At 63.1% G+C, this 18,721-nt stretch carries 21 protein-coding genes, 1 tRNA gene and 1 pseudogene; 11 read left to right on the forward strand and 12 right to left on the reverse strand.

The window, feature by feature from the left end; translation table 11 throughout:
* Positions 1-317 precede the first annotated feature (317 nt).
* Both ACI944_RS03545 and ACI944_RS03550 read left to right on the forward strand, forming a co-directional pair.
* A complete protein-coding gene (locus ACI944_RS03545; protein ID WP_411717697.1) occupies positions 318-1,220 on the forward strand; it encodes a permease in 903 nt (300 codons plus the stop codon).
* 70 nt (positions 1,221-1,290) lie between these two features.
* Positions 1,291-2,316: a hypothetical protein gene (locus ACI944_RS03550; protein ID WP_411717698.1), complete on the forward strand. Its 1,026-nt coding sequence runs from the start codon at positions 1,291-1,293 to the stop codon at positions 2,314-2,316.
* Between the two features lie 106 nt (positions 2,317-2,422).
* On the opposite strand, the gene ACI944_RS03555 is transcribed toward ACI944_RS03550, so the two are convergent.
* The gene (locus ACI944_RS03555; RefSeq protein ID WP_411717699.1) at positions 2,423-3,448 is read right to left on the reverse strand and encodes an aldo/keto reductase; all 1,026 of its coding nucleotides are present in this window, start codon (positions 3,446-3,448) and stop codon (positions 2,423-2,425) included.
* A 145-nt stretch (positions 3,449-3,593) separates the two neighbouring features.
* On the opposite strand from ACI944_RS03555, the gene ACI944_RS03560 reads away from it, so the two are divergent.
* On the forward strand, positions 3,594-4,601 hold the full coding sequence (locus tag ACI944_RS03560; protein WP_411717700.1) for a hypothetical protein: 1,008 nt from the start codon (positions 3,594-3,596) through the stop codon (positions 4,599-4,601).
* Positions 4,602-4,639: 38 nt separating this feature from the next.
* Here the strand turns inward: ACI944_RS03560 and ACI944_RS03565 are convergent, their stop codons facing one another.
* The 5 genes from ACI944_RS03565 to ACI944_RS03585 form a co-directional block, all read right to left on the reverse strand.
* Positions 4,640-4,966 (reverse strand): chorismate mutase, encoded by a 327-nt coding sequence (locus tag ACI944_RS03565; RefSeq protein WP_411717701.1) that lies wholly within the window; start codon positions 4,964-4,966, stop codon positions 4,640-4,642.
* The gene (locus ACI944_RS03570; protein ID WP_411717702.1) at positions 4,924-5,766 is read right to left on the reverse strand and encodes a shikimate kinase; all 843 of its coding nucleotides are present in this window, start codon (positions 5,764-5,766) and stop codon (positions 4,924-4,926) included. The genes ACI944_RS03565 and ACI944_RS03570 overlap by 43 nt, the downstream gene beginning before the upstream one ends.
* Positions 5,767-5,875: 109 nt before the next feature.
* Positions 5,876-6,319 (reverse strand): VOC family protein, encoded by a 444-nt coding sequence (locus ACI944_RS03575; RefSeq protein WP_411717703.1) that lies wholly within the window; start codon positions 6,317-6,319, stop codon positions 5,876-5,878.
* Positions 6,320-6,377: 58 nt separating this feature from the next.
* Positions 6,378-6,452 (reverse strand) — tRNA-Glu (locus ACI944_RS03580).
* 144 nt (positions 6,453-6,596) lie between these two features.
* Positions 6,597-7,004 (reverse strand): archease, encoded by a 408-nt coding sequence (locus ACI944_RS03585; protein WP_411717704.1) that lies wholly within the window; start codon positions 7,002-7,004, stop codon positions 6,597-6,599.
* Between the two features lie 182 nt (positions 7,005-7,186).
* Here ACI944_RS03585 and kdgK1 point away from each other — a divergent pair, with 182 nt between their 5' ends.
* On the forward strand, positions 7,187-8,137 hold the full coding sequence (gene kdgK1 / locus ACI944_RS03590; RefSeq protein ID WP_411717705.1) for a bifunctional 2-dehydro-3-deoxygluconokinase/2-dehydro-3-deoxygalactonokinase: 951 nt from the start codon (positions 7,187-7,189) through the stop codon (positions 8,135-8,137).
* A gap of 21 nt (positions 8,138-8,158) precedes the next feature.
* On the opposite strand, the gene trmB is transcribed toward kdgK1, so the two are convergent.
* On the reverse strand, positions 8,159-9,211 hold the full coding sequence (gene trmB, locus ACI944_RS03595) for an HTH-type sugar sensing transcriptional regulator TrmB (protein ID WP_411717706.1): 1,053 nt from the start codon (positions 9,209-9,211) through the stop codon (positions 8,159-8,161).
* Positions 9,212-9,357: 146 nt separating this feature from the next.
* Positions 9,358-10,419, reverse strand: coding sequence for a glucose 1-dehydrogenase (locus tag ACI944_RS03600; protein ID WP_411717707.1), 1,062 nt, complete (start codon positions 10,417-10,419; stop codon positions 9,358-9,360).
* A gap of 109 nt (positions 10,420-10,528) precedes the next feature.
* Between ACI944_RS03600 and ACI944_RS03605 the strand changes: the two genes are divergently transcribed.
* A complete protein-coding gene (locus ACI944_RS03605; RefSeq protein ID WP_411717708.1) occupies positions 10,529-11,773 on the forward strand; it encodes an HAD family hydrolase in 1,245 nt (414 codons plus the stop codon).
* A 17-nt stretch (positions 11,774-11,790) separates the two neighbouring features.
* Here ACI944_RS03605 and ACI944_RS03610 read toward each other — a convergent pair whose 3' ends face one another.
* Entirely contained in the window at positions 11,791-12,105 is a 315-nt protein-coding gene (locus ACI944_RS03610) for a hypothetical protein (protein ID WP_411717709.1), read from the reverse strand.
* An 89-nt stretch (positions 12,106-12,194) separates the two neighbouring features.
* Here ACI944_RS03610 and ACI944_RS03615 point away from each other — a divergent pair, with 89 nt between their 5' ends.
* From ACI944_RS03615 to ACI944_RS03625, 3 genes are all read left to right on the forward strand, one after another.
* Positions 12,195-13,109, forward strand: a complete 915-nt coding sequence (locus ACI944_RS03615; protein ID WP_411717710.1) for a dihydrodipicolinate synthase family protein — start codon at positions 12,195-12,197, stop codon at positions 13,107-13,109.
* A gap of 178 nt (positions 13,110-13,287) precedes the next feature.
* Positions 13,288-14,517: a mandelate racemase/muconate lactonizing enzyme family protein gene (locus tag ACI944_RS03620; RefSeq protein ID WP_411717711.1), complete on the forward strand. Its 1,230-nt coding sequence runs from the start codon at positions 13,288-13,290 to the stop codon at positions 14,515-14,517.
* 67 nt (positions 14,518-14,584) lie between these two features.
* Entirely contained in the window at positions 14,585-15,013 is a 429-nt protein-coding gene (locus ACI944_RS03625) for a universal stress protein (RefSeq protein WP_411717712.1), read from the forward strand.
* A gap of 160 nt (positions 15,014-15,173) precedes the next feature.
* Here ACI944_RS03625 and ACI944_RS03630 read toward each other — a convergent pair whose 3' ends face one another.
* Positions 15,174-16,169, reverse strand: coding sequence for a hypothetical protein (locus ACI944_RS03630; RefSeq protein ID WP_411717713.1), 996 nt, complete (start codon positions 16,167-16,169; stop codon positions 15,174-15,176).
* Positions 16,170-16,250: 81 nt separating this feature from the next.
* Between ACI944_RS03630 and ACI944_RS03635 the strand changes: the two genes are divergently transcribed.
* Positions 16,251-16,538 carry a hypothetical protein gene (locus ACI944_RS03635; protein WP_411717714.1) on the forward strand — a complete coding sequence of 96 codons (288 nt, stop codon included), beginning with the start codon at positions 16,251-16,253 and terminating at the stop codon, positions 16,536-16,538.
* An 8-nt stretch (positions 16,539-16,546) separates the two neighbouring features.
* Here ACI944_RS03635 and ACI944_RS03640 read toward each other — a convergent pair whose 3' ends face one another.
* Entirely contained in the window at positions 16,547-16,894 is a 348-nt protein-coding gene (locus tag ACI944_RS03640; protein WP_411717715.1) for an AzlD domain-containing protein, read from the reverse strand.
* Positions 16,891-17,592 (reverse strand): AzlC family ABC transporter permease, encoded by a 702-nt coding sequence (locus ACI944_RS03645; protein ID WP_411717716.1) that lies wholly within the window; start codon positions 17,590-17,592, stop codon positions 16,891-16,893. The genes ACI944_RS03640 and ACI944_RS03645 overlap by 4 nt, the downstream gene beginning before the upstream one ends.
* 182 nt (positions 17,593-17,774) lie before the next feature.
* Here ACI944_RS03645 and ACI944_RS03650 point away from each other — a divergent pair, with 182 nt between their 5' ends.
* Positions 17,775-18,263, forward strand: coding sequence for a GNAT family N-acetyltransferase (locus tag ACI944_RS03650; RefSeq protein ID WP_411717717.1), 489 nt, complete (start codon positions 17,775-17,777; stop codon positions 18,261-18,263).
* 64 nt (positions 18,264-18,327) lie between these two features.
* Positions 18,328-18,721 (forward strand): annotated as a pseudogene (locus ACI944_RS03655) (DNA primase catalytic subunit PriS); the annotation flags it as partial.

The following is an 18,721-nucleotide window of genomic DNA, read 5'->3' on the forward strand; positions in this document are numbered from 1 at the left end:
TCGAAACCCTTCCACGAGTTCGGACGGTGAGACGGGCGGCATCGGGTCGTGGTGGAGCGACCGACTCTCACGGACACGATTTGTGTTCGGGTGTTGACCGACACGGAACGTCGGCGCAAGACTCTTCAACTCAAGCGCGAGAGGAATTAAACTCCGTTGCCTCAGCAGTGCCGGAGTAAACACGGACGCCCCGCGCCACCGTGCGCGGGGTACTTCACTGTTCTTGCCTCGGCACTCCGCGGACTAGGGGCCGTGAGACACCCACGCATCTCTGCTAGCTCGAATGTTTATATTCGTCGGTGCAGAAACGCGATGTAATGAGTGAGACGTCCCTCCCGGACAACGTTCTGTTCAGTCTTTATGAACAATATATCGGAGAACCCGAGACGGAGACGGAGGTGTATTCGGGCTTTGGCATGTTCTTCGCCGGCGTGGCGTTCGCCGTTATCGGGCTCTTGCTTTTTTTCCTCGGCGCTGCGGTGTACGGGCTGCGTGAGCCGGGGTACTTCGCGCTTGCCCAGCCGGGATACCTGTTCGGTCTCCTGTCGGTCCCGTTGGCGCTCATGGGAATTGTCGTGTTACTCCCGACGAGTCGCCGTATCGTCACGGCCGCGTTCGGCGGGCTCGCACTCGCGGTCGTCGCCGCCGGGGCGTTTCTATGGGTTTACCCGTCCGTGTGGTTCGAATTCGGCCCGTGGAATACCCTTTTCGTCGTCGGGACCTACGCCGTCGGACTCGCCGTCATCATCGCCACGACTGGGAGCGCACTCGTCGCCCACCGTCTCGCTCAGGGCCAAGACACAGAGGCAGAAACGGCGACCACCGACTCCGACGGGCACGGAACAAGTACGGAATCGATCACTGACGAGGAGGTCGAGTCGGATATCGAAGCGGCAATGTCGGACGTGGATATCACGTGGGGTGGCGTCGAAAAGAACGAAAGCCGCCGGCTCGATTTTACCACCGACTACGCCGACGAGGCGTCCGGAAGTCTCGACGCCGAGGCTGAGCAAACCGTCAGTACCGGGGGCGTCGATGCGGAGGTAGAAGGACTCAGACAGCTCAAGGGTGGGGAGACGGACGTTGAAACCGCCGACGGGACCGTCGACGACGAGACCGCGGCCCTCCGGGAACTCAAAGATCGGAAACAGAGCGGCAACCTTCCCGACGACGATTCGGACGAGGATGGGGCGTTGTCGCGACTCCGGTCGATGTTTTGATTTCAGGGCGGCCTTCTTTAGGGGCTGTTCCTTCCTATAAGTTTATTTCCTTGGCCTATCCGTATCAGGTATGGCCAAAGGCTTGGACGTTGGCACGATGAACATTCTCTCCGCGCGACAGGAGGGAGCAGAGACCGTATTTGTTCAACAGCGGAACTCCTTCGTTGAGATCGAGTACTCCGACATGGCGGAGCAGATGCTCTCCCGCAGCGACGTGCTCCATATCCGCAAGGACGACAAGGTGTACGTCGTCGGCGACGACGCACTCAACTTTGCGAACATCTTCAATAAGGAAACCCGACGACCGATGAAGACCGGCATTCTCTCGAGCGACGAACAGTCGGCGATCCCGATGATGAAACTCATCATCGAACAGGTCGTCGGCGAACCGGAGTATCCCGGAGAGCGGCTGTACTTTTCCTCACCGGCCGACCCGATCGATACCGATCTATCGACGCTGTACCACCAGAAGACGATCGAATCCTTCCTCAGCGACATCGGCTACGATGCGGAACCGATTAACGAGGGCATGTCCGTCATCTACTCGGAGCTCGCGGACAACTCGTTCACCGGGCTCGGAATCTCCTTCGGAGCTGGGATGACGAACGTTTGTTTGGCCTACTACGCGGTTCCAGTGATGAAATTCTCCGTCGCCCGCGGTGGCGACTGGGTGGACGAGCAGGCCGCACAGGCGACGGGGACGCCCGTCGACAAGGTCACATCGATCAAGGAAGACGGCTTCGAGTTGGACTTTCAAACAGATGTCGGAGGCGTCGAAGGAGCACTCTCGATCTACTACGAAAACCTGCTGGAGTACGTAATCAAGCGTATCGTCGACGAGGTCGACGAAGAAGACATCGAGGAAGGACTCGATGTGCCGGTTGTCGTCACGGGCGGCACGGCAAGTCCGAATGGATTCGAAAAGCTGTTCGAGGACCACCTCGAGGACTCCTCGCTTCCGTTCTCGGTTAGCGGCGTTTCACACGCCGAGGAACCGCTCTACAGCGTCGCGCGCGGCGCCTTGGTTGCGGCCCGGTCCGACGAGGAGGAGCCGACGAAGGAGCAGACCGCTTCCGAAGCAGAACCGAGCCGATAGTTCGGCTGAATCGCGGCCCTTCCTAACGCTGATGTCACGCGGCCGTCCCGGCGGTCGTCGCACCTTTATAAGACGGCGGCATCGTGCTACGCGCCGTCGACGCCGTTCAGTGTCCCCACCGAGTCCCGGTCCCATCGTATCTCGCGTCGCCGATCCGATCGTACTGGTCGGCCGAGAGCGATACGTCGACCGCACCGACGTTTTCCTCAAGTTGCTCGACGGTGCGCGCACCGACGATCGGAACGCACGTGAACGCCCGTTGTTCGATAAGCCATCGGAGTGCGACCTGTGCCGGCGTCGCGTCGAGTTCCCCGGCTATCGCCCGGAGTTCGTCGAGGACGTGCCACCCTCGCTCGGAGACGTAGAACTTGTCGAAGCGCTCGTCGAACGTTCCACGCGTTCCGTCCGGCCCCTCGAACGCCTTCGGATCGTCGTCGTCGGTTCGTTCGTACTTGCCGGTCAGAAACCCGCCAGCGAGTGGCGAATACGGACACACCGCGAGATCGTGTGTCGCACAGACATCGAGGTACGCTTGGATGTCGTCCCGGTATCCGGCGTGGAGGAGCGGCTGTGTAACGTCGAACCGCGCGTAATCGTTCACATCGCTGGTCCAAAGCGCCTTGGTCAGTTGCCAGGCCGCCATCGTCGATGCCCCGAGGTAGTGGATCCGACCCTCTCTGACGAGTGCATCGAGCGTCGCGAGCGTCTCCTCGAGGTCCGTCTGTGGATCCCAGCGGTGGACGTAGTATACGTCGAGATACTCGGTTCCCAGGCGTTCGAGCGTTCCTTCGATCTGTGCCCGGATGTGCTTCCGCCCGAGTCCGGAGTCGTTCGGACCGGGCTCCCCACGCCCGTCGAAGGGGAAGTACACCTTCGACGCGATGACGAAGTCCTCCCGGTCGTGCTCGGTCAGCCACTCCCCGATGAAGCGTTCCGACGTGCCGTTGGGGGTTCCGTACACGTTCGCCGTGTCAATGAAATTGATGCCACGATCCCACGCCGCATCCAGCAACGTGTGGGCGCTCTCGCGGTCGGTTTCGACGACGCCACCGGTCTCCCGCCCGAACCGCCACGTTCCGAGACACAACTGCGAGACCGTCGTTCCGGTCGCCCCGAGCGTGGTGTACTCCATGCTCAATGGTGAGCAGGCCGAGATATAAATAACGGTGCCGACGAGCATGCTGCGCTGGGGCCAACGCGTCGGCAGCCATTCGGCGTGGATATGCCCCGATACCAGGGATTCACAACGATCCGTGGCGTAGCCACCGCATGATTCGATGACCCGGAGCAGTCCCCCACGCGTTTCACGGCGCCGCTTCCTTGCGAGTACAGCCACGGTCACAGCCGCCGGGGTCGCTGGCTGCTCCGATCGCACCTCGGAGCAACCGGCAGACTCGCCCACCGATCCAACGCCGTCACAACCGACTGACGCGCAACGTGGGGTCGAGACGGTAGTCGATATCCCCGGTGAGCGGGTCCCTGAGAATCTGGCGTTCGGCCCCGATGGCGCGCTCTATTTCGGTATCACCGCGGGCGAAATCCGGCGTCTCACGCCCGAACAGGCCGCTTCGAGCGGACTCGCGCTTGCGGACGTCGAACAGGTCGCAACGCTTCCGGGGGCCGTCGGCGTCGAAGCATCACCGGACGGAATCATATACGTCGCGGTCGCGGCTCAAGACGACGACAGCGGCATCTGGTCCGTATCGCCCGGCGACCGGACAAGACAACTCGCCGCGATCAGCGGCTTTCCGAACGACATTCTCTACGACACCGATCACGACCGGCTGTTGGTGACGGAATCACAGGGCGGTGCCGTGTATTCGGTGACCTCCGACGGGTCCCGTGAAACGTGGCTGGACGACGAGCGACTGTCGACCGATAGCTTTGGCGCGAACGGGATCACCCGCGACAGCGACGGTGACGTGTACGTCGCGGTCACGCGTGCGCCGGGTGAGAACGGACGCCTGCTCAGAGTGCCCGTACACAACGACGGTACCGCCGGTGATGCAGTGATGTTCTTCGAAGGGAGCGATATCTACGGGGCGGACGGCATCGCGGCGATGGATGGAGCTATTTACGTCGCGGTGAACGGTCAAAACCGGGTGCTTCGAGTAACGCCCGAGGGCACGCCGACGGTGGTCGCAACCGGCGACGACGGCTTGGTATTCCCCTCAGATGTCGCGTTCGACGGCGAGGATCTGTCCGCGTCGCTTTTTATATGTAACTTCGCGAATCAATCGCCTGACGACGGTGCGATCCTCCGGACAGACGTATCAGTAGACTGAGACTCGGACGGGGATTATACACCCGAATAGTTCCAGGCCTACCGACTCTCCCTTTGCTCCACTTTGTTCAGTTCGATTAGCAACCGAAAGATAGCCTTCACAAGGTTCGCGTCCACGTCGAACTGCTCGGCGTTCTCCCCCGCGCGCTCCATGACGGCCTCCTCCTGCGACTCGTCCGTCGTCGGCAGTCCTCGCTCGCGCTTGACCGCCGCAATGCTCTCGGCGACGTACGTCCGCTGGGCGATCTGTTCGACGATCTCCCGGTCGATGTTTCTGATCTCCGTGCGGAGTTGATCGAGATCTGCCTCGCCCGGATCGCCGCTCATCGTATCGTTGCTCCCGTCAGTTGTGTCGTTGTTAGCCATGTCTCTCCCTCGCGTTGATTCCACGTTTCCGAAAGCGCCTCAAGCGTGTCGCGGTCGCCGACAGCGGTGTAACTCGGTCCTGTCCCCGACAGCGAGGCGGCGGCTTCCGGCAGCGCCTCGACGATCGGATCGGCCGGTCGGTCCAGCGCCGCACAGAATGCGAACCCGTTGACGCACATTGCTCGACGGAACTCGCCCTTGAGCGCCAACTCGTGGACGATGTCGGCCATCGGTGCGATACGTTCGCACCTCGAGACGTCGGCGTCGGCCGAGAAGCCTCGTTCGTCGGGGGTGTACACGAGGACGTCCCAGTCACGTTCCTCGCGGGCGAGCAGTTCGTCCTCGGTGTTGTCAGTCACCGTAACCCCGCCGAGCATCGAAGCCGAGGCGTCGTCGAACGCGCCGGTGACGGTCACCCCGGCGTCGCGGGCCGCTTCGACACCGATCCGGCAGGCAGCCTCGTGGTCGAGGTCGACCCCCAGCGCGTCGAGTGTCGCGAGCACCGTCGCGTTCGCGGCGGCGCTCGAACTTTTCAATCCCGACGCCATCGGGACCTCGCTCTCGGTCCGGACATGGCCGCCCTCGCCGTCACCGAACCGCTCGACACAACGCTCAACGCAACGCTCGATGAGTTGGGTGTCGGCATCCGGCTCGCCGTCGACTTCGCCGCGTACCGTCTCCGAGCCGTCGAGGTCGACGGTCGCCTCGGTGTAGGCATCGATCGCGAACGCCGATCCATAGCCGTTCGCGAGCGCGTTCAATACGGTACCGGCCGCCGGGGCGGCTGCACGACCTACCATCGTCTCCCCTTCCCCGTGGGGGATACAAAGCGATGACGGTCGATACGAGTCCGAACTGTCCTATCGGGCGCGTCCCGGCAGGGCACGCGCCGAACGGCGACAGGGCCGGTCATGCTTCGAGGAGTTCGACGAGGTTCCCGTCCGGATCGCGAACGAACACCAGCCGCGTCCCGCTATCGGTCGTCCGCGGCTCGCTCAGCGGCTCGACCCGATCGGGAAGCTCCTCGAGGAACGCGTCGACGTCGTCAACGGAAAATGCGACGTGTGACCCACCGGGTTGAGGCAGCGTCGCCGGCTTCCGGGTCGGCCCCGCCGGTTCGTACTCGACGAGTTCGATCCGACTACCTCCCGAATCGAGATGAACGAACCGCCCGGAAACGCCGTCTTGCCCGACGACCGTCCCGAACGCGTCCCCGGAAACCGAAAACCGGGATTCGACGGTGCAGCCGAGCAGTTCGGTGTAGAACGCGACCGAGCGATCGAGTTCGGCGACGGTGAGGCCGGTGTGGTGTGCTTCGATATCGTCCGGCGAGAATTCCTGTGGATCGGGCATACGGGATTGAGGGGGCGAACTGATACGTAAGTACTGGTCGGTGAAAACGCCACAACAATGCTCGCTAGGGGATTTGAACCCCTGTCATCGGCTCGAAAGGCCGATATGATTGGCCGGACTACACCAAGCGAGCGACGTTACAACGTCAGGTGTGGCGGTGTATAAAAGTGTCTGTATCGATCGGATCGTGCGGCTGCTTGCATTCGATTTCGGTGATGACAGCCATCATCCGGGTTGCTTCGACCCGGTCCGATGACGATGTCGCCGCCGGAACGTCTCACACGTCGAAGACGACGTACGCCCGCCACCCCTGATCCACCCGCTGGAGCGCCATCTCGGAGTACGTCACGGCCTTTATCTCCCTCGCATCGACGGCCGACAGCGGAACGCCCCGGGCCGACGCCTTGAGGCTGGATCGGTCAGTTTCCGGGATCAGTACCCGGTGATCCGTCGGGAGAACGCCGCGAACGTCGCGTTGATAGATGAGTTCGTCGAGGTAATCGAAGAGGAGCGCCTCCAGCGATTCGGCGGCCACCGACATCTCGAAGCGGTCGCCCGTCGCGGGGATCGACTCGCAGTGTGCGGCCGAAAGCCCCGACGCGGTCGACTCGAACGTCCGGGCCAGCGTCTCGCCCGTCGCTTCGACGGCGATGTCTGCGGTGTGTGCGACGAGTTCGAAGCTCATCGACACCCCGAGAGCCCTCGCCGGGTCCGTGTGGCGTCCATCGGCCGTCCCGACACGCCGCCCGGTCGAAAACCTTGCGGACGCCGATCGGTAGAGGGGCAAACACGGCGGTATGGAGCGCGACCGGACCGCGAGCCGATCGATCCGAAGCCGCTAAATCCGGGGCGTACGGGTGATGAGCTATGAGCGAACTCGTGACGTTCGGGGAGACGATGCTGCGATACACCCCGCCCCCCGGCGAGCGGCTCGAAACCGCCGACGATCTTTCCGTTGACGTCGGCGGCGCGGAGAGCAACGTTGCCGTCGCGGCGTCCCGACTCGGTGGCGACACAGCGTGGCTTTCGAAACTCGTCGACACGCCGCTCGGTCGTCGCATCAAGCGGACGCTCGGGGCACAGGGCGTCACCACCGATATCGTCTGGAGCGACGAGGGACGCCAGGGGGTGTATTACTTCGAGCCAGGCGGTGAGCCGCGCGGATCGGATGTCTACTACGACCGGACTGACGCGGCCATCACGACGGCGACGCCGGCGGAGTTAGCCACCCGGCGGATCGACGCCGCGAACTGCTTCTATACGAGCGGCATCACCCCCGCCCTTTCCGAGACGCTCGCCGACACCACGGCGACGCTTCTGGGGAACGCTCAGGCGGCCGGAACCACGACAGTGTTCGACGTCAACTATCGCTCGAAACTGTGGTCCCCCGAGGTTGCGCGCGAGACGCTTTCGGGGCTGCTCCCGTCGGTCGACGTACTTTTCGTCGCCGCCCGGGACGCGGAGACCGTGTTCGGACGGACGGCTGCCCCCCAGGCCGTCGGTCAGGAATTCAAAGAGACGTACGGCCACGACATCGTGGTCGTCACGCACGGCGAACATGGCGCAGTCGCGGTCACGGAGGCGGGCGCGGTCGAACAACCGGCCTTCGATGCCGAGACGATCGACCCCGTCGGGACCGGTGACGCGTTTGTCGGCGGGTTTCTAGCCCAGTACCTCGCAGAGGGGTCGATCGAAGGCGCCCTCGAGTACGGCGCCGCGACCGCGGCACTCAAGCGGACGTTGGACGGCGATATGGCCCTCGTCTCCCCGGCGGAGGTAGCGGCCGTCATCGGGGGCGACAACGGACTCACGCGGTGACCGACACGTCCTCTCGGGAGGTTACAGTTCGGGCGGTGACTCGCGACCGATCGCGATCTCGTAGGCTTCGATGTCCTCGAGCGCGGCGACCTGCCCGCCGATGTCGACGGGACCGTCGGCACCTTCGAGGGTGATCGCCGCGGTTTCGCGGTTCGTCCCGATCGAGATATCGATCACGCGACCCCGGAGCGTGCGCCGTTCGCCCGTCTCGACGTCTCGGCCTTCGACCGTCCCGTAGAACTCCCCGTCGGTGTCGGTGATGTCGCGGACGCAGCGCCGGATCGTCGCGTACCGGCGGGGAAAAGGGCGATCATCGCGTATCTCGCTCAGTGTGGTCGCCGAGGTCCAGACGACGGTGTTCATAAAGCCGGAGATAAGAAAACCGAGCTCGGAGCGGTTGAAAATGACGCCGTAGCGGTCCTCGCCGTTCTGGAGGGCCTCGCGGACCGTGTATACCGAGTAGGTCCCATCGGCGACGGCGACGACGGGTGTCGTAACCCCCCGGCGCGCACGGGCGGCCGTCGCCACCTGGCTGTAATCGTAACTCTCGGGATCGGGCACGTCGACGGCGGGTGCGAGCAGGAGTTCGATCGTGACCCCCGCCTCGCGGCGTTCGATCAGTTTCTCCTCGTACCGCCCGAGGAGATCCGGTGTCAGGGACAACACGAGCTCGTACTCGGCCGTCGTGATGACGTCCTCGACGTACCGGAGGATGGTCTGTCGGGATCTCACAAGCGAGACGGCCTCGGAGTCGCGGGCCGGCCTCGTGTACCGGTCCGAGAGCGAATCGACGAGCGCCGACAGCGTGGACTGGACGTTCACAAACGCCTCCTGTGGATCGACCGCCAGTACCTCCATCGGACGTGACTCGCGGATCTCGACCAGGCCGTTCTCGGAGAGGCTTCGGACCGTATCGTACACCCGCGGCTGTGGGATATTCGTTCGCTCGGCGATCTCCGAGGCGGTCAGTCGACCGTGCTCGAGGATCGTGAGATACGCCTCGATCTCGTACTCGCCGAAATCGAATCTCGACCCCACGTCCTCGAGTTCGCGCCCGAGGTCGTCGTTCGCCATACCGACATATCGCGCCACCCGCGTATAGAGGCTATCATCCGTTTGTATCCGCCGGACGGTGTGCCCGCCAGCGACGGCGCTCACGTGGTGCGGGGAGACGTACCTGCACGGCCTCCGCTTCCCGTCGACCGGAACCGACGGCCGCACTATATACTGTCGAACTCTACGGCGGTCTTGATGTCCGTCTTCCTCTGCTCGAACGCTCGCTCGAACCCGCGGTGGGGGACAATCCCCGTCACGAACGCCTCGAGGAACGGGTCCGGAAGCGCCCCCAGGCGGTCGACCGCCGCCCGAAAGTGGCTCGGCCCGGAGTTGACGCTGCCGACCAGCGCCTTGTTGTGCATCACGAACTCCTTGTGGAGTCGGCCGCCGTCGACGTCGAACGTCCACGGCTCGGGGACACCCAAAAGCGCGGCGACCCCGTTCGGCGCGAGCGCGTCGATGCTGTCGAAGGCGTGCTTCGCGTACCCCGTCGCCTCGTAGATCAGATCCATCGGCTCGTGAACGTCCGGCACGGCTTCGACCGGCGTCTCTCTTGAATCGACGTAGGTGGCCCCGAGCGATTCGACGATATCGATGCTCGGATCGGGCCGGTCCCGGCGGCCGAGACAGTACACCCGCATGTCGTCGGCGAGCATCGCAACGGTCAAGAGCCCGAGCGGCCCGTTTCCGAGGACGAACGCTGTCTCTGGTTCCCAAGCAAACGACGACCGTGAGGCGTAGGCCAGTTCCAGCGCCTTTTCGGAGATGCTTATGGGTTCGAGCAAGAACCCTAACTCCGCGAGCGCCTCGGGAACGGAGACTAGAAACGCCTCGGGACTGGTGAAGTACTCGCTCATGAACCCGTGGGCGCCGTCGATGCCGCGCTCGACGGTTTCAGTCGGCGGTGCCATGTCGGCCTCGCCCCGCTCGAAGTATTGGTTGGTGCCGCCCTCGGGCGGTCGGCGAACCGTTGGGGCGACCACATCGCCGCGCTCGAACCCGGTGTCGTTCGGGTCCTCGACGACGCCGACGGCTTCGTGACCCAACACGAGATGGTCATCGTCTTCCGGAAACCCGCCGTGCGTGCCGGCGATCACTTCGTGATCGGTCCCGTCGACGCCGACCCGGAGCGTCCGGATCAGCGCCTCGCCGTCGGTAGGGTCCGGTTTCGGCACCTCGAGCAACCGGGGGCTCTCGCACCCACGCTCGATACCGATAGCATCCATACGTCGCGTTCGCACCGGTACGGAAAGTATTTACCGGAAACTGAGTAAACGCTGTACGGGAGGGGCGCAAGCGCCGATAATTAATATGAACGCCGAACGTACCCCAGACATGAACGAATACGACCTCCTGTACCGACTTTATGAGGAATTTGACACTGAGACGCTCCGGGCGTATCAGGAGTTCGTCGACCTGTTTCCGCCGATCGATTCGCGGGTTGCACTCGACCACTGGGGGGACGCGAGCGAAGAACTGGACGAAAAGAAAGACGAGATCCGGACGGCGTTTCCGCAGGTCGGCGAGACGTTCGCCGCGCTCGCCTCGATGGCCACGCGGGAACAGGCGTTCACGGCGTTGGATCTCTATACGAAACACGACCGCGGCGTGAACGTGCTCGTGCTCGATGTCGATGAGACGCTTCGGTCGGCCGGAAATACCGACAACGAAATCCCCCGGGAGACGCTGCATCTTCTGACGCGGTTTTATGAGGAGGGGATGCCCATCGTCATCTGTACGGGCCAGACTCTCGAGAACGTCAAGGGCTTTCTCATTCAGGGGCTCGGTAACGAGATGGCCCACTCGGGCGACGTGAGCATCGTCTACGAGGCCGGAACAGGCGTCTTCACGCCCGGCCACGGTGCCGAAACAAAACAGCTCCTCTATGAGGACCTCGACGCCGAGATCCGAGATATCTTCAGCCGGGTCCGATCACGGGTGCTCCCCGACGCCCCCGAATCGATCCGGCGGGGGTGTCACCTCCAGGGCAACGAGTTCAACGTCACCCTCAAGCCGAACTTCGAAACCGGGAGCGAACGGGCGGAGACGGTCATCGACGAGGGACTCGTCTACCTCCTCGATCTTCTCGAGGAAAGCGTCGCCGACGTTCTCGGTGAGGAACCGACAGCGGCGGGGCGAGCGCGTGCGTTCTACGCCGACATGGACCCCGAAATACGGAACGTGCTTGAGGCGAGCGGCGAACAACCTGACGTTGCCCTCGATGCGATTCCCGACGGCTTCGGGTCGCTGTTCGAACGTATCGACGTCGCTTACTATGAGGCCGATGCCGCTGAAATCGGGTCCCTCGAACTAAACAAGGTCATCGGCGTCGAGGCGGCGCTGTCCGTGCTCGGCATCGATGATCCGTTCGCACTCGTGATGGGCGACTCGAAGAGCGACCTGCGGGTAATGCGGTGGATCGATGACAACGACGCGGGTATCGCCGCCGCCCCGGACCACGCCTCTGAGGACGTCCTCAAGCACGTCCTCGCGACCGACGAATTAGTGTTCGACCGCGGCGACGCCGCCGAGATGCTCAGAAGCGCCTACGCGATGCGCCGACTCTCGCGACTCTACTGAGGCTATCTTCTACGCCGTCACTCCCGCCGTTCGAACCGGATGATGTCGCCGTCGACGACCCGGCTCGACGCTGAGAGGCGCTCCGTCGTTTCCCCCGAGCGGCGCGACGCACGGACGCTCGAACGGAGCCGAGATCCATCGAGCAGTGCGAACCGAAGGTGTTCGCCGCGTCCGTCGGCCCACGCCTCGACTGCCTCGGCGATGGTGCTCCCGGCTGGAACGAGGACGCGACCCCCTCTGGTGCCCGCCCGGGCGACAAGCGACCGGTCAACTTCGATGTCGACGCCGACGGTACCGTCCCCGGAGCCGCGTCCCCGCACTATCGCACTCATACACGATTATCGGGGTGATGGGTGAAATAGTTTACTCACTTCCGAAAAATAAACAGCACGTTTATCCGAGCAGCCGCTCAATCCCGTCCATGACGCAGACAGCACCGGAGCCTGGTACGAGTGATCCGCTTGGGCTGTGCGGTGTCGTGCCACCGACCGTGACGGCCTTCGACGACGAGGGCCGTCTCGACGAGGCGGCGACGGCCGCCCATGCGGCGTTCGTCGTTGACCGCGGAGCGGACGCCGTCTTCCCGCTCGGGACTAATGGCGAGTTCGCGATGCTGAACGCCGAAGAGCGACGTCGTGTCGTTGAAACCGTCGTCGATGCTGTCGACGCGCCGGTGATCGCGGGGGTCGGATGCCCGAGCACGCGGGAGACCATCGCCAACGCCGAACACGCCGAACGCGTCGGCGCCGACGGCGTCGTCGCCGTCACGCCGTACTACTATCCGGTCGACGGCGACGGAGCGGTCGCCCACTACCGGGCGGTAGCCGGGGCAGTCGACGTTCCGGTCTACGTCTACCACATCCCGAGCAAGACGGGCAACGAGCTGTCGCTTTCGACGATCGAAACGATCGCCGGGATCGACGGAATCGCGGGCGTGAAAGACTCCTCGAAGAACGTCCCGTGGCTCGCACAGGCTATCGATTCGAACCCCGAGTTGACGTTTCTGGCCGGCTCCGATTCGCTCCTGTTTACTGGCCTCGAGATCGGCTGTTCAGGGGTCGTTAGCGCCGTCGCCAACGTCTTTCCCGAACTCGTCGCCGACCTCTATGCGGCCTACGACACCGGGGACGAGGCGCGCGCCAGCGAGCTGCAATCGACGGTCTTCGACGTCCGATCGGCGCTGAAACGCGGGCCGTACATGTCCGGCGTCAAGACCGCCCTCTCGCTGCGCGATACCGGCTTCGATGTCGGGGGACTCCGGGCACCGCTTCGGGCCATGGACGACGCCGACCGGGCGGCCGTTGAAACCGAACTCACGGAGCTTGGCTTAGTATAATTTAGTGTTCGGGTGTGCGAACGACGCTTGAGGGGCGTCGTCTCGATATCATCCTGTCATCGCCCAACTACTGCCGATCCAGCAAACGAAATTCGCTGCCGGGCGGTGCCTCGGGTGAAATTTACTCGTTGACGAGTACTTCCTCAACGTTTTATTCGTCGGCGGTGAGGATTCGTCTATGGGACGGGACTACCGATCGCTTCACGACCCGAACGCCGAATACACGATGCGGAACCTCTCCGCCGAGCCGATGGGGGTAACCGGGTCGCGAGGTCCCCGAGACGTAGAGATTACCGACGTGCAGACGACGATGGTCGACGGCAACTTCCCCTGGACGCTCGTCCGAGTTTACACCGACGCGGGTACGGTGGGGACCGGCGAGGCCTACTGGGGGGCTGGCGTCCCCGAATTGATCGAGCGGATGACGCCGTTTGTCGTCGGCGAGAACCCCCTCGACATCGATCGCCTCTTCGAGCATCTCGTCCAGAAGATGTCGGGCGAGGGCTCCATCGAAGGTGTCACCGTCACCGCCATCTCCGGCATCGAGATCGCCCTCCATGATCTCGCCGGGAAACTCCTCGGCGTTCCGGCCTATCAACTCCTCGGCGGAAAGTACCGCGACGAGGTCCGGGCGTACTGTGACTGTCATGCCGAGGCTGATCCGGAGGCGTGCGCTGACGAGGCCGAACGGGTCGTTGAGGAGTTGGGCTACGACGCACTCAAGTTCGATCTCGACGTCCCATCGGGCCTCGAGAAAGACCGTGCCAACCGCCACCTCCGTCCGGGCGAGATCAGACACAAAGTCGACATCGTCGAGCAGATCACGGAACGCATCGCGGATCGCGCGGACGTTGCGTTCGACTGTCACTGGACGTTCTCCGGCGGCTCGGCGAAACGGCTCGCCGCGGCCTTGGAGCCGTACGATGTTTGGTGGCTCGAGGACCCCGTCCCGCCCGAGAACCTCGATGTCCAGGAGGCGGTCACGGGATCGACGACAACACCCATCGCCGTCGGCGAGAACCGCTACCGGGTCACCGAGGAGCGCCGCCTCATCGAGAACGGGGCGGTCGACATCATCACACCGGATCTCCCGAAAGTCGGCGGGATGCGTGAGACGCGCAAGGTTGCCGACGTCGCGAACCAGTATTACGTTCCGGTCGCGATGCACAACGTCTCATCACCGGTGGCGACGATGGCGAGCGCCCACGTCGGGGCGGCGATCCCGAACACCCTCGCCGTCGAGTATCACAGCTACGAACTCGGCTGGTGGGACGATCTCGTCGAGGGGTCCGTTATCGAGGACGGTTCCATCGCTGTCCCCGAGAAGCCGGGGCTCGGCGTAACGCTCGATCTCGACGCCGTCGAGGACCACATGGTCGACGGCGAGACGCTCTTCGACGAGGCATAGCCAGGTATCGAACGCCGGGACCGTCGAAGCGTGCCGTTTTATTCGAGGCACCCGTATCTGTCGACGTATGCGATATCTCGTCGCAGTGGACGGTTCGGAGGAAGCGGACGAGGCGGTTCGGTGCGCCTCGAGACACGCGGCGGCGATGGGAGCTGATCTGACGATCGCCCACACGCTGGCTCCGGAGACCGAATTCGTCAACGGGGAGATCACGCTGCCGGGCGACGACAGGGCGATCGAACGGGGCGAACGGGTGCTGCGTCAGGCCCGAGCATTGGCGACCGATACCGTCGAGGATGGCGAGGCACTATCGATCGAAACCGAACTGTTGGCCGGGCGGCCGGCGCACTCGATCGCCACTCACGCCGCGTCGATTGACGCCGACGCAGTCTACGTTGGCCACCGGGGGCTCTCGAAGAGACGAGAGCAGGTCGTCGGCAGCGTCGCAAAGAGCGTCGTCGATCGGGCGAGCGTTCCGGTGACCGTCGTCAGGTGAGAGGCCCTCTGACTGGATCGCGAGCGAGGCCATAACTGGTCGCGGCCGGACTCCTATCTGCGGCTTTTACGTAATCTGATAAAAGAAGTATTAGATGTATAACATCGGTATCGGATTCTGCCTGCACCGTTTCAACTGATCTACGTTTATAAGCGGGCGATTAACCAGTATCCGAATATTCAAGCGATATTTCGGTGTAACCCCCCGGTGAAATTGAAATCTTCGCAACTTTGTTTTCTTCAAAGAGGTACGTGAGTGTGGTTTCTCCGTCACTGATCTCTTCCGCCCTTGGATCGCCGAACTCCTGTTTGTACCACTCTATTACCTCATCGGGACTATCGTCAGTTCCGTACTCAATTTCTGTAATGCTACGTCCCTGCGCCGAGCGCTTTTCGTAATGAAGCATTACTGACCCCGGATATCTCTCTATTGGGTCCGGTCTACTGACTTGATCCTCCTCTGGAAGCGTCTCCTCCGTTTCCCCCTCGTCATTCCTCTCTACTTCTTCTAGTTCACCTATCGACCCATTCCACTCGCCGGAGCCGGGTCTATCCTCGGCGAGTTCCCAGGTGCCAGATATCTCTTGCCCACCGGATGAAAACTCACCTGTCCACTCAACGGTACCGAAGGCGGCCCCTCCTTTAGCATCTATTGTTCCCTCGGAAACCGATCCTGTTATATCGCCGGCGCCGTCTCCCTCAAACCATCCCTCTACCTTTCCTTCATCGAAATTTGCCTCGAATTGCCATCTCCCGCTGGAGGATTCGCCCGCGATCGTCCCCGACCATTTTCCAGAATACGTTTCAACGCCGCTTAACTCGGGCTCATCGCCGGTGGCACCGGCATCGTCGGACTCATTATCGGCGGTATCGGTATCGCCGGTGTCATCCGCACCTTCGGGCTCATCGTTATTCCCCGTGCACCCAGCAAGGATACCAGCCATGCTCACTCCTGTGACTAGAACGCGTCTCCGATTCATCATAATTAAAACATGATCTTTAATTGTTATAATGCATAGGCACTTTTCCCAGTTTTCGGGAATTATATGTGGAACAAATGTGGCCAGAAAACCACCTAGCCCCGGAGTAATCGCCGAGAGTAGGATGAGACGGGTGAGGGGTACGCTGAGCGGAGCCCTGCAGAGCAGTTGATTCACCAGTAGTTGTGCGAAACCAACGGTGTTCGAGTGCTGCATAGATCCCCTATATTTTGCACTGATCCAGTTACCGGTTACCAGATGGATACTGTTGTTTCACCGGATTCGGTAGGACTCCTGTTTGAATATCTGCTGTACTTAAATACCCGCGTCGGCACGATCGCCGGAAGCATGATCATCGGCTTCCCGATGACGACCTCGGCGGTGGGGTTTCCCACGTTCACAACGCTGGTGTTCGCCGTGTTCTCACCCACCGATCTCGAATTGCCCGACCGCGAGGCCTATGGCTTCTCAGGGATGTACGTCGCGCTCACCGCGCGGATGGCGCCCGAATCACCCAGGATCACCGAAACCGTCCGGGGGATCTGACGGGCTTCTCACGCGAGCAGCGAGGGGCCGAACCGGATCGCCCACAGCGTCCCCATTCCGACGACGATGGTGGCGAGGACGTTCTCGGTCCGCCACGCGACCGCCGCGGCCACCGTGCCCGCGATGACCCGGTCGTCGAGGAGGGTTCCACTGACGGTCGGTTCGACCGTGACGACCGACGGGACGACCAACGCGGCGAGGACAGCCGCCGGGACGTACCGGAGCACGCGCCGGAGCCGCGGGGGGACGGAGTCGATCCGCCCGAACAGGTAGATGAACGAAAACCGAATTGCGTACGTACAGATCCCGATGATCGCTATCGCAGCCCAGATGCCTGCACGGGACCACTCTGTCATGCGTCCCCCCGTATATCTACGAGAAGGCCCGCGGCCACACCGCTCGCGGCCGCGATCGGTAGATCAAGATTGAGCGGGACGCCGACGGTCGCGACGGCGAGGGCGACGGTGCCGCCGACGAGGCCGGCCGCCGTCGTCCCGGCGTTCTTCATAGCGGGCAACAAAAGTGCCAGAAACACGAGCGGAAGAGCGAACTCCAGCCCGAGCGCGTCCGGAACGCCGGCGCCGAGTACCGCGCCGAGGGCGGTTCCGATCTGCCAGACGACCCAGAGCGAAAACGCGATGCCGAGGTAGTACGGGAGCCGACTTCGCCCGTCGTTCGTCTCGTACTCCGCCACGGAGGCGGCGTACGCCTGATCGGTCAACACGTAGGCGGCTACCCCGCGCATGCGGAGCGTACATTCCCGGAGATACGGTGCGATCGAGGCGGAGTACATGACCATTCGGACGTTGATGACGACCGCTGTCCCGACGACGACGAGAAACGGGGCGTTTGAGCCGATGAGATCGATCGCCGCCAACTGCGACGCGCCCGCGAAGACGATGACGGACATCCCGACCGCCTCCCCGATCGTCAACCCGGCGCTGATCGCGGTGATCCCGGTAACGAGCGCGAACGGTAGGATGCCGACGAGGATTGGCCCGGCCGCCCGAACACCGGCCACGAGATCCCGATGGAGCCACTCGGAAGACGACATACCACGTGCTTCGGGGAGAGCCGGAAATCGCTATCGATCGCGGCCGCCCGTCTTTGATTCGATTTACAGGCACATCTACGCCGTGGGCTGGGCGTCGGCGTCCCGGCGCCGCTCGGTCCCCGTTGCGGGTCGTCCGGCCTCGGGCGGTGGAATTATATTTGATCGAACCGTATCTTATGGCAGTGAGTGTCACTATCGAACTCCGTGCGTTCGACGCCGGTGACGAGGGGTTCGTCGAGGACGCGTGGGCGCTGAAGGAGCGGATCCGTCGCCAAGACGGGGTGCTCAAACAGCGCCGCGGGTTCTTCACCGACGCCTACCGTCGATCGAAGGTGTTCGCCCTCGTCGAACCGGGGTACGACGATGAGTCGCTGGTCGGGTTCGCGTCGACGCGCCGAGACGGCTACATCCTCTTTTTGGCTGTCGACCCCGAGTACCGTGGCGAGGGGTTCGGTCGACAACTGGTCGCCGCTGTCGCCGACGATCACGATTCGGTCACCTGCCACGCGCGGGCTACGAACGACGACGCGCTCTCGTTTTATGATCACCTCGGCTTCGAGGTCGAGCGCCGCGTCGAGAACTACTACGAGGATTCGGGCGACGCGTACTACCTCCGCTTGGGCGACGGCGGGATCGCCTCGAAGCTTTCGCGGTTCGTCCCGGGCGCGTAGCCGGGCGTCCACGTGCCGCCGCGGAGACGACAACGCTTTCCACCCCGCCTTCTGAACCCGAAGTATGGACGGCCGCACGCGCGAGTATCTCAAGGGTCGGTTTGGCGACTACTACCGCCGGACTGCCGTCTCGCCGCCGCCGGCGGGAAACGAGCGCGAGTGGGGCTACATCACCTGGAGTTCGGGCGGGACGACGATGGTCCGACACCACTCGTTGCTCGACATCGCCGGTGGCGGCGACCTCGGTGGGTTCCTGGCGGGCGAGCGTCCCCGACACGTCTACTTTTCCGCGGGGCGGTACGACGACCCTGACGCGGGGACGATGGGGGGGAAGGGATGGCGGGGCTCGGACCTCGTCTTCGATCTCGACGCCGACCACCTCCCCGGCGTCGACCCGGAGACGACAACCTACGCCGAGATGCTCGAGGAGTGTAAGGGAGCCCTACGTCGGTTACTCG

Origin of the sequence: Natronomonas sp. (genome assembly GCF_046710025.1) — an archaeon.
GTDB lineage: Archaea > Halobacteriota > Halobacteria > Halobacteriales > Haloarculaceae > Natronomonas.

Excerpts from the sequence above, each read along its gene's own strand:
- trmB (WP_411717706.1), bottom strand. The coding sequence starts at position 9,211 with ATGGCGAACGACGACCTCGGGCGCGAACTCGAGGACGTGGGGTCGAGA.
- ACI944_RS03565 (WP_411717701.1), bottom strand. The coding sequence starts at position 4,966 with ATGGCTAACAACGACACAACTGACGGGAGCAACGATACGATGAGCGGC.
- ACI944_RS03550 (WP_411717698.1), top strand. The coding sequence starts at position 1,291 with ATGGCCAAAGGCTTGGACGTTGGCACGATGAACATTCTCTCCGCGCGA.
- ACI944_RS03555 (WP_411717699.1), bottom strand. The coding sequence starts at position 3,448 with ATGGAGTACACCACGCTCGGGGCGACCGGAACGACGGTCTCGCAGTTG.
- ACI944_RS03640 (WP_411717715.1), bottom strand. The coding sequence starts at position 16,894 with ATGACAGAGTGGTCCCGTGCAGGCATCTGGGCTGCGATAGCGATCATC.
- ACI944_RS03605 (WP_411717708.1), top strand. The coding sequence starts at position 10,529 with ATGAACGAATACGACCTCCTGTACCGACTTTATGAGGAATTTGACACT.
- ACI944_RS03645 (WP_411717716.1), bottom strand. The coding sequence starts at position 17,592 with ATGTCGTCTTCCGAGTGGCTCCATCGGGATCTCGTGGCCGGTGTTCGG.
- ACI944_RS03625 (WP_411717712.1), top strand. The coding sequence starts at position 14,585 with ATGCGATATCTCGTCGCAGTGGACGGTTCGGAGGAAGCGGACGAGGCG.
- ACI944_RS03635 (WP_411717714.1), top strand. The coding sequence starts at position 16,251 with ATGGATACTGTTGTTTCACCGGATTCGGTAGGACTCCTGTTTGAATAT.
- ACI944_RS03585 (WP_411717704.1), bottom strand. The coding sequence starts at position 7,004 with ATGAGCTTCGAACTCGTCGCACACACCGCAGACATCGCCGTCGAAGCG.
- ACI944_RS03620 (WP_411717711.1), top strand. The coding sequence starts at position 13,288 with ATGGGACGGGACTACCGATCGCTTCACGACCCGAACGCCGAATACACG.
- ACI944_RS03610 (WP_411717709.1), bottom strand. The coding sequence starts at position 12,105 with ATGAGTGCGATAGTGCGGGGACGCGGCTCCGGGGACGGTACCGTCGGC.
- ACI944_RS03600 (WP_411717707.1), bottom strand. The coding sequence starts at position 10,419 with ATGGATGCTATCGGTATCGAGCGTGGGTGCGAGAGCCCCCGGTTGCTC.
- ACI944_RS03560 (WP_411717700.1), top strand. The coding sequence starts at position 3,594 with ATGACCCGGAGCAGTCCCCCACGCGTTTCACGGCGCCGCTTCCTTGCG.
- ACI944_RS03545 (WP_411717697.1), top strand. The coding sequence starts at position 318 with ATGAGTGAGACGTCCCTCCCGGACAACGTTCTGTTCAGTCTTTATGAA.
- ACI944_RS03575 (WP_411717703.1), bottom strand. The coding sequence starts at position 6,319 with ATGCCCGATCCACAGGAATTCTCGCCGGACGATATCGAAGCACACCAC.
- ACI944_RS03570 (WP_411717702.1), bottom strand. The coding sequence starts at position 5,766 with ATGGTAGGTCGTGCAGCCGCCCCGGCGGCCGGTACCGTATTGAACGCG.
- kdgK1 (WP_411717705.1), top strand. The coding sequence starts at position 7,187 with ATGAGCGAACTCGTGACGTTCGGGGAGACGATGCTGCGATACACCCCG.
- ACI944_RS03615 (WP_411717710.1), top strand. The coding sequence starts at position 12,195 with ATGACGCAGACAGCACCGGAGCCTGGTACGAGTGATCCGCTTGGGCTG.